This window comes from Amycolatopsis sp. NPDC114478, assembly GCF_055633805.1.
Map to the genome: position 1 here is coordinate 512,294 of NZ_JBVKDO010000004.1, position 13,526 is coordinate 525,819.

At 71.7% G+C, this 13,526-nt stretch carries 15 protein-coding genes; 12 read left to right on the forward strand and 3 right to left on the reverse strand.

Translation table 11 applies throughout. The annotated features are described in order from the left end of the window. Nucleotides 1-2 precede the first annotated feature (2 nt). The 3 genes from ACZ7OH_RS15180 to ACZ7OH_RS15190 form a co-directional block, all read right to left on the reverse strand. Nucleotides 3-395: a TIGR03667 family PPOX class F420-dependent oxidoreductase gene (locus ACZ7OH_RS15180; protein ID WP_470281329.1), complete on the reverse strand. Its 393-nt coding sequence runs from the start codon at nt 393-395 to the stop codon at nt 3-5. A 67-nt stretch (nt 396-462) separates the two neighbouring features. Continuing rightward, on the reverse strand, nt 463-2,253 hold the full coding sequence (locus tag ACZ7OH_RS15185; protein WP_470281330.1) for a DUF2339 domain-containing protein: 1,791 nt from the start codon (nt 2,251-2,253) through the stop codon (nt 463-465). 45 nt (nt 2,254-2,298) lie between these two features. Then, the gene (locus tag ACZ7OH_RS15190) at nt 2,299-3,261 is read right to left on the reverse strand and encodes a Gfo/Idh/MocA family protein (RefSeq protein ID WP_470281331.1); all 963 of its coding nucleotides are present in this window, start codon (nt 3,259-3,261) and stop codon (nt 2,299-2,301) included. Between the two features lie 37 nt (nt 3,262-3,298). Between ACZ7OH_RS15190 and ACZ7OH_RS15195 the strand changes: the two genes are divergently transcribed. The 12 genes from ACZ7OH_RS15195 to ACZ7OH_RS15250 all read left to right on the forward strand — a co-directional run bounded on the left by ACZ7OH_RS15195 (nt 3,299) and on the right by ACZ7OH_RS15250 (nt 12,701). Beyond that, entirely contained in the window at nt 3,299-3,433 is a 135-nt protein-coding gene (locus ACZ7OH_RS15195; RefSeq protein ID WP_470281332.1) for a hypothetical protein, read from the forward strand. A 101-nt stretch (nt 3,434-3,534) separates the two neighbouring features. Next, on the forward strand, nt 3,535-3,900 hold the full coding sequence (locus ACZ7OH_RS15200) for a hypothetical protein (protein WP_470281333.1): 366 nt from the start codon (nt 3,535-3,537) through the stop codon (nt 3,898-3,900). A gap of 37 nt (nt 3,901-3,937) precedes the next feature. Next, the gene (gene dusB, locus ACZ7OH_RS15205; RefSeq protein ID WP_470281334.1) at nt 3,938-5,077 is read left to right on the forward strand and encodes a tRNA dihydrouridine synthase DusB; all 1,140 of its coding nucleotides are present in this window, start codon (nt 3,938-3,940) and stop codon (nt 5,075-5,077) included. 130 nt (nt 5,078-5,207) lie between these two features. After that, on the forward strand, nt 5,208-5,849 hold the full coding sequence (locus ACZ7OH_RS15210) for a VC0807 family protein (RefSeq protein WP_470281335.1): 642 nt from the start codon (nt 5,208-5,210) through the stop codon (nt 5,847-5,849). Nucleotides 5,850-5,882: 33 nt separating this feature from the next. Further along, entirely contained in the window at nt 5,883-6,575 is a 693-nt protein-coding gene (locus tag ACZ7OH_RS15215; RefSeq protein ID WP_470281336.1) for a GntR family transcriptional regulator, read from the forward strand. Further along, entirely contained in the window at nt 6,572-7,567 is a 996-nt protein-coding gene (locus ACZ7OH_RS15220; protein ID WP_470281337.1) for an ADP-ribosylglycohydrolase family protein, read from the forward strand. The genes ACZ7OH_RS15215 and ACZ7OH_RS15220 overlap by 4 nt, the downstream gene beginning before the upstream one ends. Then, complete coding sequence (locus tag ACZ7OH_RS15225) at nt 7,564-8,439, forward strand: PfkB family carbohydrate kinase (RefSeq protein ID WP_470281338.1); 876 nt, start codon at nt 7,564-7,566, stop codon at nt 8,437-8,439. The genes ACZ7OH_RS15220 and ACZ7OH_RS15225 overlap by 4 nt, the downstream gene beginning before the upstream one ends. After that, a complete protein-coding gene (locus ACZ7OH_RS15230; RefSeq protein WP_470281339.1) occupies nt 8,436-9,869 on the forward strand; it encodes a purine-cytosine permease family protein in 1,434 nt (477 codons plus the stop codon). The genes ACZ7OH_RS15225 and ACZ7OH_RS15230 overlap by 4 nt, the downstream gene beginning before the upstream one ends. After that, the gene (locus tag ACZ7OH_RS15235) at nt 9,866-10,393 is read left to right on the forward strand and encodes a cysteine hydrolase family protein (protein ID WP_470281340.1); all 528 of its coding nucleotides are present in this window, start codon (nt 9,866-9,868) and stop codon (nt 10,391-10,393) included. The genes ACZ7OH_RS15230 and ACZ7OH_RS15235 overlap by 4 nt, the downstream gene beginning before the upstream one ends. 37 nt (nt 10,394-10,430) lie before the next feature. Next, nucleotides 10,431-11,264: an alpha/beta fold hydrolase gene (locus ACZ7OH_RS15240; RefSeq protein ID WP_470281341.1), complete on the forward strand. Its 834-nt coding sequence runs from the start codon at nt 10,431-10,433 to the stop codon at nt 11,262-11,264. Between the two features lie 86 nt (nt 11,265-11,350). After that, nucleotides 11,351-11,914 (forward strand): isopentenyl-diphosphate Delta-isomerase, encoded by a 564-nt coding sequence (gene idi, locus ACZ7OH_RS15245; RefSeq protein WP_470281342.1) that lies wholly within the window; start codon nt 11,351-11,353, stop codon nt 11,912-11,914. Nucleotides 11,915-12,023: 109 nt separating this feature from the next. Further along, nucleotides 12,024-12,701 carry a GGDEF domain-containing protein gene (locus ACZ7OH_RS15250; protein WP_470281343.1) on the forward strand — a complete coding sequence of 226 codons (678 nt, stop codon included), beginning with the start codon at nt 12,024-12,026 and terminating at the stop codon, nt 12,699-12,701. Nucleotides 12,702-13,526 lie beyond the last annotated feature (825 nt).

Consider the following 13,526-nt stretch of genomic DNA (forward strand, 5'->3'; position numbering starts at 1 on the left):
ACTCACCACCCCCACGTACGGTCGGGCACCACGCGGATGCGGACGGAGTACTCGGCGTCGAAGGCATCGGGCGTCTCGAACCCGATCGCGGCGTACGCCGGGCCGTACTTGTCGAGGTAGCCGGGCGCCTCCGAAGCCTTCCCGGCTTCGAGGTGCGCCTTGCCGTTCACGACGAGGACCGCGCCGCCGCTTTCGTTGCTGTTGAGGTGAAAGCTCACCTCGGGGTTGGCTTCGATGTGCCGCAGCTTCGCGGTGTCCGGCTTGCTGAACACCACGATGTCGTCGCCCTCCAGGACGAACCACACCGGTCGCGGTGCGGGCCGTCCCTTCGGCGTGACGGTGGTCAGCCAGCCGATCCTCTCCGCGGACCGGTCGGCGATGTTCGGGTGGGTCATCGGTCGCTCCCCCTGGTCGTCGGGCTGTGACCCAGGTAACCACAGGGCACCGACAATTCTTCCCGCGTCAGCGCGAGGCGACCCGCCGCGCGTACCGCGTCCCGGCCGCGAGCAGGACGAGTCCCGCACCGAGGAACGCGCCGACGCGCGCGAGGCCGTCCAGCGTCGCCAGGTCGAACAGCACCAGCTTGAGCACGGCCGCGCCGACCAGGGCCAGCCCGATCACGCGCAGCGCGACGACGTCGATGCCGCGCAGGAGCAGCAGGAGCGCCGCGAGCGTCCAGGACACCGTGATCAGCGCGTGGCCGAGCAGGAAGCCGGTGCGGCTGGGGACGGCCAGCAGCGACGCGCACAGCACGACGCCGCCGGCGCCGTAGAGCGCGGAAACCCCGGCGACGAGCCAGATCGGCAGGTCGTCGGCCGGCCCGCGGAAGATCGCCAAGCGCAGCGCGGCCCACGGCAACGCGACCGAAACCGCGAGGAGCAGCGCGGCGACCGCGAGCGCGCCCGCGACGTCGGCGACCGGCCGCGCCCGGTAGACCAGCAGCAGCACCGGCGTGACGTCGAAGAAGACACCGATCAGGCCGCCGATCGTCGCGAAGCCGAGCGCGGCGCCCAGGGCGACCTTGTTGCGCCCGCCCAGCGCGGCGACGACGAGCAGCAGCGCCTCGCCGAGCAGCACGGCGGCGCGCGCCGGGCCGTCGAACTGCGTGACGGTCGCCTGCAGGATCGCCAGCAGCCCGGCGAGGCCGGCCAGCTGCCCGGCGAGCCCCGGCCACCAGCGGCGCGCCGCCCACACGGCGAGCAGGACGACCCCGGCACCGGCCGCGACGGGCACGGCCTGGGCCTTGGGCAGCAGCACGGCCGCGACCAGCGTCGGCAGGATCGCCGTCGCCAGCACGGAAAGCGCGGCGGGGTCGTTTTCCCGGCGGCGCAGGACGATCAGCGCGAGCGTGGCGCCGACGAGTCCCGCACCGAGCGCCGCGGCGGTGTTCGCCCAGCCGCTGTGCACCACCGCGGTGCTGACGACGGAGGCGAACAGCGGTGGCACCCCGGCGGCGAGCGTCAGCGACGACCAGTCGCGGCGCAGCTGCGCCGGCACCGTCGCGAGCTGGACCATCAGCAGGAAGGCGACGAGTTCGGGCGTGAACCCGCGGGTGATCATCGGCGCGCAGACCGCACAGCCGAGGACGACGACGGAAGCCAGCAGCGGCGACTCCCACCGCACGGCCACGAGCAGCCCGCCGACGGCGACCGCGAGGCCCACGGCGAGCCCGGCGAGGACCGGCAGGAAGTCGTAGAGCGTCGTCGCGGCGACGGCGTCGAGGTAGAGCGTCGCGATGCCGGTCCAGGCGAGGGCGAACGCCCCGGTGCGGCCGGCGGGCTTGCGGTGCAGCCAGACGCCGGCCCCGGTCAGCGCGAGCCCAAAGGCGGCCCCGACGAGCACGCGCGGCAGCGGCCCGAGCCAGCCCCGCTGGACGGCCAGCACGAGCAGCAGGACGACGCCGAGCAACGTGACGGCGCCGCCGACCCAGGCCAGGACGCGGCTGCCGGCGCCTTCCTTGCCGAGCTTCTCGCCCAGCGTCGGGCGCGGCGGAGGCGGCAGGTAGGGCGACGGCGGCGGGACGTACTGCTGCCGGGGCGGCTGCCAGGGGTTCTGCGGCCACGGCGGCGGCATCTGCGGCTGGGGTTGCGGCTGCGGCTGCGGCTGCGGAGGCACGGCCTGCCGCGGCTGCTCAGCCGGCTTCGGCCGGTCGGCCTGGACGGACCGGAGTTCGGAGCCCACCACGGCGAGACGACGCCCCAGGTCGTCGATCTCGCCGGCGAGCCGGAGGAGCACATCTGCGTCGGTGGTCATACCGGACAGAGTCACCCACAAGGGCCCGCCGGCGGATCCGTAGCACTACTCAACCGCGTTGAGTACCTGGTCCATGGTCGTCATGATCGAGACGGTTTCGGCGAGCGGCATGAGCGGGCTCTCGGTCTCGCCGGCCGCCAGCCGCCGCGCGACCTCGTCGGCCTGGTGCCGCAGGCCACGGCCCTCGTCGACGTACTCGTAGCGGACTCGCTCGCCTTCGCGCGGCACGAGCGTGAAGGACGCGGGAGCGTAGAACGGCCCGTCGACCTCGATGCGCGCGTCCGTGCCGACGATGACCGCGGTGGTCGGCGAAACGGCGCTCAACGTGCAGTTCAGCACGGCCTGCGCGCCGCTCGGGTAGCCGAACAGCATCGACATCTGCGCGTCGACGCCAGTGAAGGCGGGGGTCGCCATGGCGGCGACGCGATCGGGCGCGCCGAGGACCATGGAAGCGAACGAGACGGGGTAGATCCCCAGGTCGAGCAGGGCGCCACCGCCGAGTTCGGGCGCGAAGAGCCGGAAGGCGGGGTCTTCGGCGAACCACTGCCCGTGGTCGGCGGCGACGGTGACGACGTCGCCGAGGCTGGGCAGCAGCTCGCGGATGTGCCGGATGTGCGGCAGGAAGCGCGTCCACATGGCTTCCATGAGGAACAGGTTGCGGTCCTTCGCCAGCGCGACGAGGTCTCGCGCCTCTTCGGCGTTCATGGTGAACGGCTTTTCGACCAGCACGGGCTTGCCGGCTTCGAGCGCGAGCCGCGCGTTGCCGTGGTGCAGGGGGTGTGGGGTGGCGACGTAGACGACGTCGACGTCGGGGTCGTTCGCGAGGGCTTCGTAGCTGCTGTGACGGGTCGGAACGCCGTGCGCGTCCGCGAACCGCTCGGCGCTCTCGGCGGTGCGCGAGCCGACCGCCGCGACGACGCCGGAGCCGGTCAGTTCGAGGTCTTTCGCGAAGGCCCCGGCGATGCCGCCGGTCCCCATGATTCCCCAGCGCAGGGGCTTGTCGGTCATACGCACACCATAGGTCCGGCGAAGTTCTGGAGGGTTCGTGCGATCACTACACGGCACCGGGCGGGAACGACGATCCGCCGGCCGCGAGCACCGCACCCGCCGCCCCGACCGCTTCACCGTCGACCTGAACCCGCCGAAGCGCGCGGGCGACGTCACGTTCTGGGACAAGTAGCCGCGGACCGTGTCGGCAAAAGCACGGTGGGTGCCCGCCTCGCGGTCGTGCACGGTGGAGGTTCCCGAGTCGAGCGGAGGCTCGCCGTGCCCCGTCGCCGTGTGCCTGACCGCGCCACACCCGTCGGCGCAGGCCGGGTCTTCCTGCCCGTGATGCTGGCCGTCTTCGGCCTCGGCACGCTGGTGCTCCTGGTCGCCGCGATCAGGGTCCTGGTGAGCGCCGCCGATCCCTCGCCGTGGTTCGTGCTCTCGCTGTTCGCGACGGCGATCCAGCTGGTCGCGGTCGTCGCGCTCGCCTTCAAGCGGCGGTGGGGCGCGAAGGTGTTCGCGTCGGCGTTCGTGGTGAGCGCGCTGCTGGACTTCGCGTCGGTGACCGGGCTGAGCACCGGAGCGATCCTGATCAAGATCATCGTGGCCGGCCTCCTGGCCACGGCGGTCCTGGTCCGCTGGGACGACCTCGTGGCTTGACCGCCCCTGGTCGACGTGATCGACACCACAAGCGACAATGGAGGACGTGACCGCCACCCTGAGCAAGCCCGCCCTGAAGATCGGCCCCTACCAGGTCGATCCCCCAGTCGTGCTCGCTCCGATGGCCGGCATCACCAACGTCGCCTTCCGCCAGCTGTGCGCCGAGTACGGCGCCGGCATCTACGTGTGCGAGATGATCACCGCCCGCGCCGTCGTCGAACGGCACCCCGGCACCATGCACATGATGACCTTCGGGGCGAACGAAAAGCCCCGGTCCATGCAGCTCTACGGCGTCGACCCGAAGACGATGGCCGAAGCCGTCCGGATCATCGTCGGCGAAGGGCTCGCCGACCACGTCGACTCCAACTTCGGCTGCCCGGTCGCGAAGGTGACGCGCAAGGGCGGCGGGGCGGCGCTGCCGTTCAAGCGGAAGCTGTTCGAGGCGATCGTCCGGGAGTCCGCGAAGGCGGCCGGCGACGTGCCGTTCACGGTGAAGTTCCGCATCGGCATCGACGACGACCACCACACGTTCCTCGACGCCGGCCGCATCGCCGAAGCCGAGGGCGCGGCGGCGGTCAGCCTCCACTCGCGCACCGCCGCTCAGCGCTACTCCGGCCAGGCCGACTGGACGAAGATCGCCGCCTTGAAGGAAGCCGTCACGAGCATCCCGGTGCTGGGCAACGGCGACATCTTCTCCGCCGACGACGCCCTGCGCATGGTCGCCGAGACGGGCTGCGACGGCGTGGTCGTCGGCCGCGGCTGCCTCGGCCGGCCGTGGCTGTTCGGCGAGCTGGAAGCCGCCTTCGCTGGCCGCCCGCTGCCGACCCCGCCGAACCTCGGCGAGGTCGCGCGAGTGCTGCGCCGCCACACGGAACTGCTCGTCGAGCACGACGGCCACGACAAGGCGATGCGCGACATCCGCAAGCACATGGCCTGGTACCTGATGGGCTTCCCGGTCGGCTCGGAACTGCGCCGCGGCTTCGCGATGCTGTCTTCGATGACCCAGCTCGACGACCTCATCGCCCAGCTCGACCACGACGCGCCGTTCCCCGAGGCGGCCACGGGCCCGCGCGGCCGTCAGGGATCGCCGGGCAAGGTCACGCTGCCCCACGGCTGGCTCGACGACCCGGACGACGACTGCGTCCCCGAGGCGGAAGACATGCACTCGGGAGGCTGAGCCCGAAGAGCGGCAGGCCGGTGCAGGGCCTTCGCGATCTCCGGGATGTCCTCCGGCCGTGACATCTGTCAGGTCCAAGTCGTGGCGGACGGCATCCGTCCAAAACTCCCTGCCGCGACAAGCTTTTCCCATGACGAACAACGGTTCCCCGCTCAAGTCCCTCGTGATCGAGATCGCCGTTCCCATCGGCGTCTACTACGGGCTCCACGCGCTCGGCGTGAGCGTCTTCCTCTCGCTCGCCCTCAGCGGCGTCGTCCCCCTGGCGAGGACCCTCCAGCAGCTGGCCAAGCACCGCACCCTCAACGGCCTCGCGCTGGTCGTCCTGGTCACGAACGTGGTCGGCATGCTGCTGACCTTCGTCTCCGGCGACGCCCGGATGATGATCGCGAAGGACTCGATCGGCAGCGGCATCACCGGGCTCGTCATCCTCGTCTCCGCGTTCACGGCAGCGCCGATCATGACCAAGGCGATGCGCCCGTTCCTCACCCGCGGCAAGGCGGAGAACGAAGCCGCCTGGGAACGCCTGAGCGGCACCGCGCGCTTCGACTCGATCCTGCGCCACACCAGCGTCATCTGGGGCATCGGGTTCGTGCTCGAGTCCGCGGCCCGCGTGGTCGGCGCCTTCACGCTGCCGATCGAAACCATGGTGTGGCTGAGCACCGTCATCTTCGTGGGTGCCTTCGCGCTGATGATGGTCGCCGGCGGGAAGGTCGCCGAGCAGGCCGGCAAGCTGATCGCGGCCGACGCGCAACGGGAACTCGTCGCCGCTTGACCTGCGACAACGCGAGGGTGTACAGGTGTGTACATGTACAGCAAGCGGCAGCAGCTCGTCGGCGACCTCTCCGACCTGATCCGGTCGGGCCGCCTCGCCCACGGCGAACGGCTCCCCGGCGAGAACCAGCTCGCCCTGCAGTACCAGGTCAGCCGCGGCACCGTCCGCAGCGCCCTCTCCGAGCTCCAGCAGCTCGAGCTCATCTCCACCCAGGCCGGCGTCGGCTCGTTCGTCACCTTCGACGGCGTCCAGCTCGACCAGCGGATCGGCTGGGCCCGCGCCCTCGCCGACGCCGGTTCCCCCGTCACCACCGAGCTCCTCGGCATCGAGGCCGTCGAAGACCAAGCCCTCGAAGAGGAATTCGGCGAGACGGCCTACGTCGCCGTCCGGCGGCTGCGGCGGGAGCGAGACCGGGGCGTCTCGCTCGAAACCGCCACCGTCCCCGCCGACGGCCTGCTCGCCGACCTCCCCGAGACCGGCCTCCGCGACGGCTCCCTCACCAAGACCCTCGAAGCCGCCGGGCGGATCTCCGTCGGCGGCGACCAGTGGATCAGCACCGAACGCCTCGACGCCAGCGCCGCCGGACTCCTCGGCCGCGGCATCGGCGAGCTCTTCCTCCGCGCCGAACGCACCTCGGTGGACGTCGAAGGCCGGCTCGTCGAACGCGTCGTCAGCCTGCTGGACCCCGACCGGTTCCAGTTCCACCTCACCTTCGGACACCGGTGAACGCGCGGGACCGGGCGCTCGGCGCGTTCACCGGCCTGGCCGTCGGCGACGCGCTCGGCATGCCGACGCAGTCCATGTCCCGCGCCGCGATCGCCGCCGCCTACGGGCCCGTCACCGGCCTGTTGACCGCCGTCGCCGAGCAGCCGGTCGCGCCGTCGATGCCCGCCGGGTCGGTCACCGACGACACCGAACAGGCCTTGCTGCTGGCCCGGCTGCTCATCGACGGCCGCGGCACCGTCGAGCCGCACGTCTTCGCCGACGCCCTGCTCATCTGGGAGGCGGACATGGTCCGCCGCGGCTCCGCCGACCTGCTCGGCCCGTCGACGAAACGCGCGCTTTCCCGGCTGCAGGACGGCGTTCCGGCCGACGAGGCCGGCCGCACCGGCACGACCAACGGCGCCGCCATGCGCGTCACGCCGGTCGGCATCGCGACCCCGTCCGAGGACCTGCACCGGCTGGTCGACGCCGTCGTCGCGACCGCGCGCGTCACGCACAACACCAGCCTCGGCATCGCGGCCGCCGCCGCGGTCGCGGCCGCGGTCTCCGCCGGGGTCGACGGCGCGAGCCTGCCCGAAGCGCTCGACGCGGGTGAGCGCGCCGCCGTCGTCGGCGGGGAACGCGGACATTGGGCCCCCGGCGGGGAAATCGCCGCGCGCATCCACTGGGCGCGCGGCTGGGTGCGGGGCATGGCGCCGGACGCCGTCGCCGACGCGGTCGCGCGGGTCATCGGGACGTCCGTCGCGTCGCAGGAGTCCGTCGTGGCCGCGTTCGCGCTGGCCGAGGCCATGGGCGACGACCCGCCGGCGGCGTTGCGCCTGGCCGCCGGGCTGGGTGGCGACACCGACACGGTCGCCGCGATCTGCGGGGCGATGCTCGGCGCCGTGCACGGGGTCGGCGTCTTCCGCCCCGACGTCGTCGAGACGGTCTTGGCCGTCAACCGCCTCGAATTCGGCCCGCTGGTCGACGAGCTCCTCAAGCTGCGCCGCCGATGACCGGGCGGCTGGTGCACACCGGGCAGGTCGTCCTCGACCTCGTCATGGCCGTACCGGCCCTGCCCCCGCCGGGCGGCGACGTCATGGCGTCTTCGACGGATCTGTTGCCAGGCGGCGGTTTCAACGTCATGGCGGCAGCCGCGCGCTCCGGCGCCCGCGTGCTCTACGCGGGCAGCCACGGCACCGGCGCCTTCGGCGATCTCGTGCGTGCCGCCCTGACGGCCGAAGGCGTCGAACTGGCCCACGAACCGACGCCGGAGCTGGACACCGGCATCGTTGTCGCGCTCGTCGACGCGAGCGGCGAGCGCACCTTCGCGACCGGCACCGGAGCCGAAGGGCGGCTGACGCCCGCGGCGCTCGCCAGCATCCTCCCAAAGAGTGACGACGTCGTGTACGTGTCCGGCTACAGTTGGTTGCATAGAAGCAATCGCAGGGCTCTCGCCGAGTGGCTTCCCCACATCTCCGGCTCGAGAACCCTCTTCGATCCCGGCCCGTTGGCCGGTGACCTCACCCCTGGAGACCTACACGATTTACTGTCCTATGTAGACATATTGAGCTGCAACGCGCGCGAAGCGGAGGCGCTCGGCGAGCTGCCGGAGGTGGCCATCGTCCGCGAGGGCCCGAAGGGCTGCCGCATCCACGAGCACGGGCGCGTCACCGACGTCCCGGGCTTCAAGGTCGACGCCGTCGACACGAACGGCGCCGGCGACACGCACTGCGGCGTACTGGCCGCGGAGCTGCTGCGCGGCAGTACCCTCCTCGACGCCGCCGTGCGCGCCAACGCGGCAGCAGCGCTTTCGGTGACCCGCCGCGGCCCGGCGACGGCACCGAGCCGGGCGGAGATCGACAAGCTGCTGGAGGCCACGACATGAGCGGTACCCGCAGGCTCGAGGTGGAGACGAACGGCCTCGACGTGATCGACGACGCCGAGCGGCGCGGGCGCCCGCGGCAGCTGTTCTGGCCCTGGTTCGGTGCGAACGTGTCGGTGCTGGGGCTGAGCTACGGCTCGTTCACGCTCGGCTTCGGCATCTCGTTCTGGCAGGCGCTGGTCGCGGGTGTCGTCGGCATCCTGTTCTCGTTCCTGCTGTGCGGGTTCATCGCGATCGCCGGCAAGCGGGGCTCGGCGCCGACGATGCTGCTCTCGCGGGCGGCGTTCGGCGTCCGCGGCAACCGGCTGCCGTCGGCGATCTCGTGGCTGCTGACCGTCGGCTGGGAAACCGTGCTGACGGCGTTGGCGACGCTGGCGACGTCGACCGTCTTCGAGCGCCTCGGCTGGGGCGGCGGCACCGCGACGAAGGTGGTCGCGCTGGTCGTGGTCGCCGCGCTGACGGTCGCCGCCGGCGTGCTCGGCTTCGACGCGATCATGAAGCTGCAGACGTGGATCACCTGGATCACCGGCGTGCTCACGGTGGTCTACGTGGTCCTGGTCGCCGGTGACGTGCACTGGGACGCGGTCAGCGCGCTGCCGTCCGGCTCGGCGCAGCAGTGGGTGGGCGCGCTGGTGTTCCTGATGACCGGCTTCGGCCTCGGCTGGGTCAACGCGGCCGCGGACTACTCGCGCTACCTGCCGCGGTCGGCGTCGAGCCGGGGCGTCGTCGGCTGGACGACGTTCGGTGCGTCGGTGGCGCCGCTGGTGCTGCTGGTGTTCGGGCTGCTGCTGGCGGGCTCGTCGCCGGACCTGAACAAGGCGATCGCGGCCGACCCGATCGGCGCGCTGACGACGTTGCTGCCGCTGTGGTTCCTGGTGCCGTTCGCGATCGTCGCGGTGCTCGGCCTGGTCGGCGGCGCGGTGCTGGACATCTATTCGTCGGGCCTGGCGCTGCTCTCGGCGGGGCTGCGCGTGCCGCGCCCGGTGGCGGCGTTCGTCGACGGCGTGCTCATGGTGGCGGGCACGGTCTACATCGTCTTCTTCGGCGGCGAGTTCCTCGGCCAGTTCCAGGGTTTCCTGGTGACGCTGGGCGTCCCGGTCGCGGCCTGGTGCGGCGTGATGCTCGCGGACGTCCTGCTGCGCCGGCGCGACTACGCCGACCGCGACCTGTTCGACCCGGCCGGCCGCTACGGCGACGTCCGGCTCGGGCCGATTGCGCTGGTCCTGGTGGCGACGGCACTCGGCTGGGGCCTGGTGACGAACACGTCGGCGGGCTGGCTGAAGTGGCAGGGCTATCTCTTGGAACCGCTCGGCTTGGGCGGCCGCGACGGCTCGTGGGCGTACGCGAACCTCGGCGTGCTGCTGGCACTGGCGCTCGGTTTCGTGGTGACGTTGTCGACCAGGCAGCGCATCCGCACGCAGGAGGCGGCATGAGATCGGTCCTGGCGGTCATCGACCTGCAGAACGTGTTCGCGGACCCGGCGAGCGAGTGGTTCACGCCGCGCTTCGCCGAGGCGGTGCCCCGCATCCAACGCTTGGTAACGGCGTTCGGCGACGACGTGGTGTTCACGCGGTTCGTCGCGCCAGAGCGGCCGGAGGGGGCGTGGAAGCAGTACTACGAGCAATGGCCGTTCGCGTTGCAACCCCCGGATTCCCCGCTGTACCAAGTGATCGACGCGTTCCGGCCACAGTCCACAATAGACGCAACCACGTTCGGCAAGTGGACACCCCGAATGGCCACCCGAGTAGGCGGCGCGCGCTTGCTGCTGGCGGGCGTGTCAACGGACTGCTGCGTGCTGTCGACAGCGTTGGCAGCAGCGGACGCGGGGGTATCGGTAACGGTGGTTTCGGACGCGTGCGCTGGTGTGGACGACGAGAGCCACGCAAAGGCGCTGGACATCATGAGGCTGTACGCCCCCCTGGTGAAGGTGGCCACGACGGAGGAGGTGCTGGGCTGACACCCGACGTTCAACCGGGCGAAGTAGATTCGGCCTCGTGATCGACCACATCAGCATCCCCACGGAAGCCGGTTCCTTCGACGCCATCGCCGCCGGTCCCGAAGATGGCCGGCCTGTGCTGTTGCTGCACGGCTTCCCCGAAGCCGCCGTCGAGTGGGAGCACCAGGTTGCCACCCTCGGGGTGCTCGGCTACCGGGCCGTCGCGCCCGATCAGCGGGGCTACTCGCCCGATGTGCGTCCGGAACCCGCCACCGACTACTCCATCGACCACCTCGTCGGGGACGTCGTCACGATCACCGAACAGCTCGGCTGGAAGCAGTTCGACCTCGTCGGGCACGACTGGGGCGGCGCCGTCGCCTGGTGGACCGCCGACGCGCACCCCGAACGGCTGCGCAGCCTTACCGTCGTCTCCACGCCGCACCCCGCCGCGCTCGCCAACGCCATGAAGACCGACGAGGACCAGCACCTGCGGACGCGGTACATGACCGAGTGGCGCCAGACCCGCGTCACCGAGCGGCGGATGCTGGAGAACGACGGCCGCGCGCTGCGGGAGATGTTCGAGCGGCGGCTGCCGCCGTCGAAGGTCGACGACTACGTGCAGCGGCTGTCCGAGCCGGGCGCGCTCACCGCGGCCCTCAACTGGTACCGCGCCGGCCGGCCGGGCGGGAAGATCGGCAAGATCTCCGTGCCGACGCTGTACATCTGGAGCACCGAGGACGTCTCCTTCGGCTCGACCGCCGCGCTCGACACCGCGAACTGGGTCACCGGGCCCTACCGGTTCGAGATGCTCGAAGACGTCACGCACTGGGCGCCGGAAGAGGCACCCGAAGCCGTCACGACGCTCATCGTCGAGCACCTCGACGCGCGGTAACGGCGCGTCACCCGGCCGGGCGGACCGCCGGTAACCCACCCGCATCGCGGTACGGGAGCCCGCCGCCCGTCGTGTTCACTGGGGCTGTGGACACCGCGACCGAACCCGAAACCGAGCAGGTCGTCTTCGTCACCGAAGACGGCGTGCCCACCGGCGAAACCGGCCCGAAGCTGGCCAGCCACCACGAGCACACCCGGTTGCACCTGGCCTTCTCGTGCTACGTCCTGCGACGCGCCGACAACGCCCTGTTGATCACCCAGCGCTCGCTGCACAAGAAGGTCTGGCCAGGGGTCTGGACCAACAGCGTGTGCGGCCACCCCGCGCCGGGCGAGTCCCTCGAGAACGCCGTCCGCCGGCGGGCCGGCTACGAGCTCGGGCTCCCGTCGCTGAGCGACCTGCACTGCGTGCTGCCGAAGTACCGCTACCGGACGCCGCCGTTCCAGGGGATCGTCGAGAACGAGTTCTGCCCGGTCTTCGCCGCCTGGGCCGACGCCGAGCCCGAACCCAACCCGGCCGAGGTCGGCGAGTGGCGCTGGGTTCCGTGGACCGATTACCAAGAGCTACTGAGCAACGAAACGGCTAATGTGAGTTACTGGGCCAAGGATCAGTTCGCACAGCTCAAGGGCATCGAGCCGTTCTCCGGACTCTGACGGTACGACTTCGGAGCGTCACCGTCGCACTCCCGTTTGAGCGAAATTCACCTTCGTCCTCAAGCGCGGCCTCCGCTACGACGACAACCATTGCGTGGTGGAGGTGGGCATGGTCGCCGGGGACGAAGGCGTGCTGCGCCGAACCCCGCCGGCGCCCGACCTGCTGCGCCTCCACGAGGCCGTCGCGACGCTCTTCGCCACCCAGGGCGACTGGCGGCGCGCCTACCAGCACCTCCGCTCCGCGCTGGACATCGCCCGCGACGGCAGCCTGCGGGACGCGCTGACGTCGAGCTACAACCGGCGGTACCTCGATGAGCGCTTGTACGGACCGTTCGCCGATCGGCAGACCGGTCCGCTCGGCATCGCGCTCGTCGATCTGGACCGCTTCAAGCGCGTGAACGACACGTACGGTCACCTCGTCGGCGACCGCGTCCTCCGCCGGGTCGCCGACCTCCTGCAGGAGGAGCTGCCGCCGGACGCCTTCTGCGCCCGCTACGGCGGCGAGGAGTTCGTGCTGTGGCTGCCCGGCGTCGACGCCGGGCACGCGGTCCGGATCGTCGACGCCGCCCGCGTGCGCGTCGCCCGTCACCCCTGGTCAGAACTGCAGCCGGGACTGCGCGTGACCATCAGCGCCGGCCTCGCCCACGAGGGGCCGGACGCCCCCGCGCCGCCCGAGCGCCAGCTGCGCAGCGCCGATGACCTCCTCTATGCCGCGAAACGGGCCGGACGGAACAAAGTCGCCTATCACGACGCGCAAAGTACGCAGTTAATAACCCACTCTGAGTAACGTAAACACCCCATTACCCCGGAAAGCTGCGGGCATCTGTCACCCGTTTGTCGACGGCCAGCGGCCGTTCGTCGACTCAAGGTGAAGAAAATTCCGGGAGGGTGTCGTCACGAACGGGGGGTATCCGTACGATAACGAAAACCTCCGGGGGAACGATCACCTCTCGCGGGGGAAGACGGCCAAGTCACGACCCCGCCTTTGATCGCGCGAAAGGAGACCGAGTGCCGGACGAGCACGACAGCCCGGGAACCGGTTGCCGTTCGGACGGTCCCGCGCGGCCCCGCACCGGCAGACGCCGGTCGATGGAGGACCAGGGCGGGATCAGCGTCTCGGACGTCGTAGCCAAGTCCACCGGCGTTCGCCCGCTTCCGCCGCGGGAGGACCGTCCCGAACAGCCGGGACGCCGAGCCCGCGCGGCCGAGCCGCCCGTCCCGCCGCGTTCGCGGCCTGCGGACCCCGGCGAGGACCCAGTACCCGCGGACGCCACTCGTCAACCCCGCCCCCCGAGGCCGCGCCAGCCCCGCCGCACGACGGCGGCGGCTCCGGCCCCGGAGGCCCCGCTGCAGCGCCGCCCCCCGGCGGCGAACCCGGGCCCCCAGCAGACGACTGCGGCACCCCAGCCCCCGCGCCGCGTGAGGCGGCCGGCTGCGGAGGTGGAGGGAGCCGCACCGCAGCGCCCGGCCGCGCCCGGTGGTCGCCGTGCCGCGGGTGAGGATTCTCCCGAAGCCGCCGGACCCCGCCCGGCCGCCGGGCGACGCGTTGCCGGCGAGGGCCGCCCGGGTCCTGACGGTTCCCCGGAAGCCGCCGCTCCGCGCTCAGCGGGCC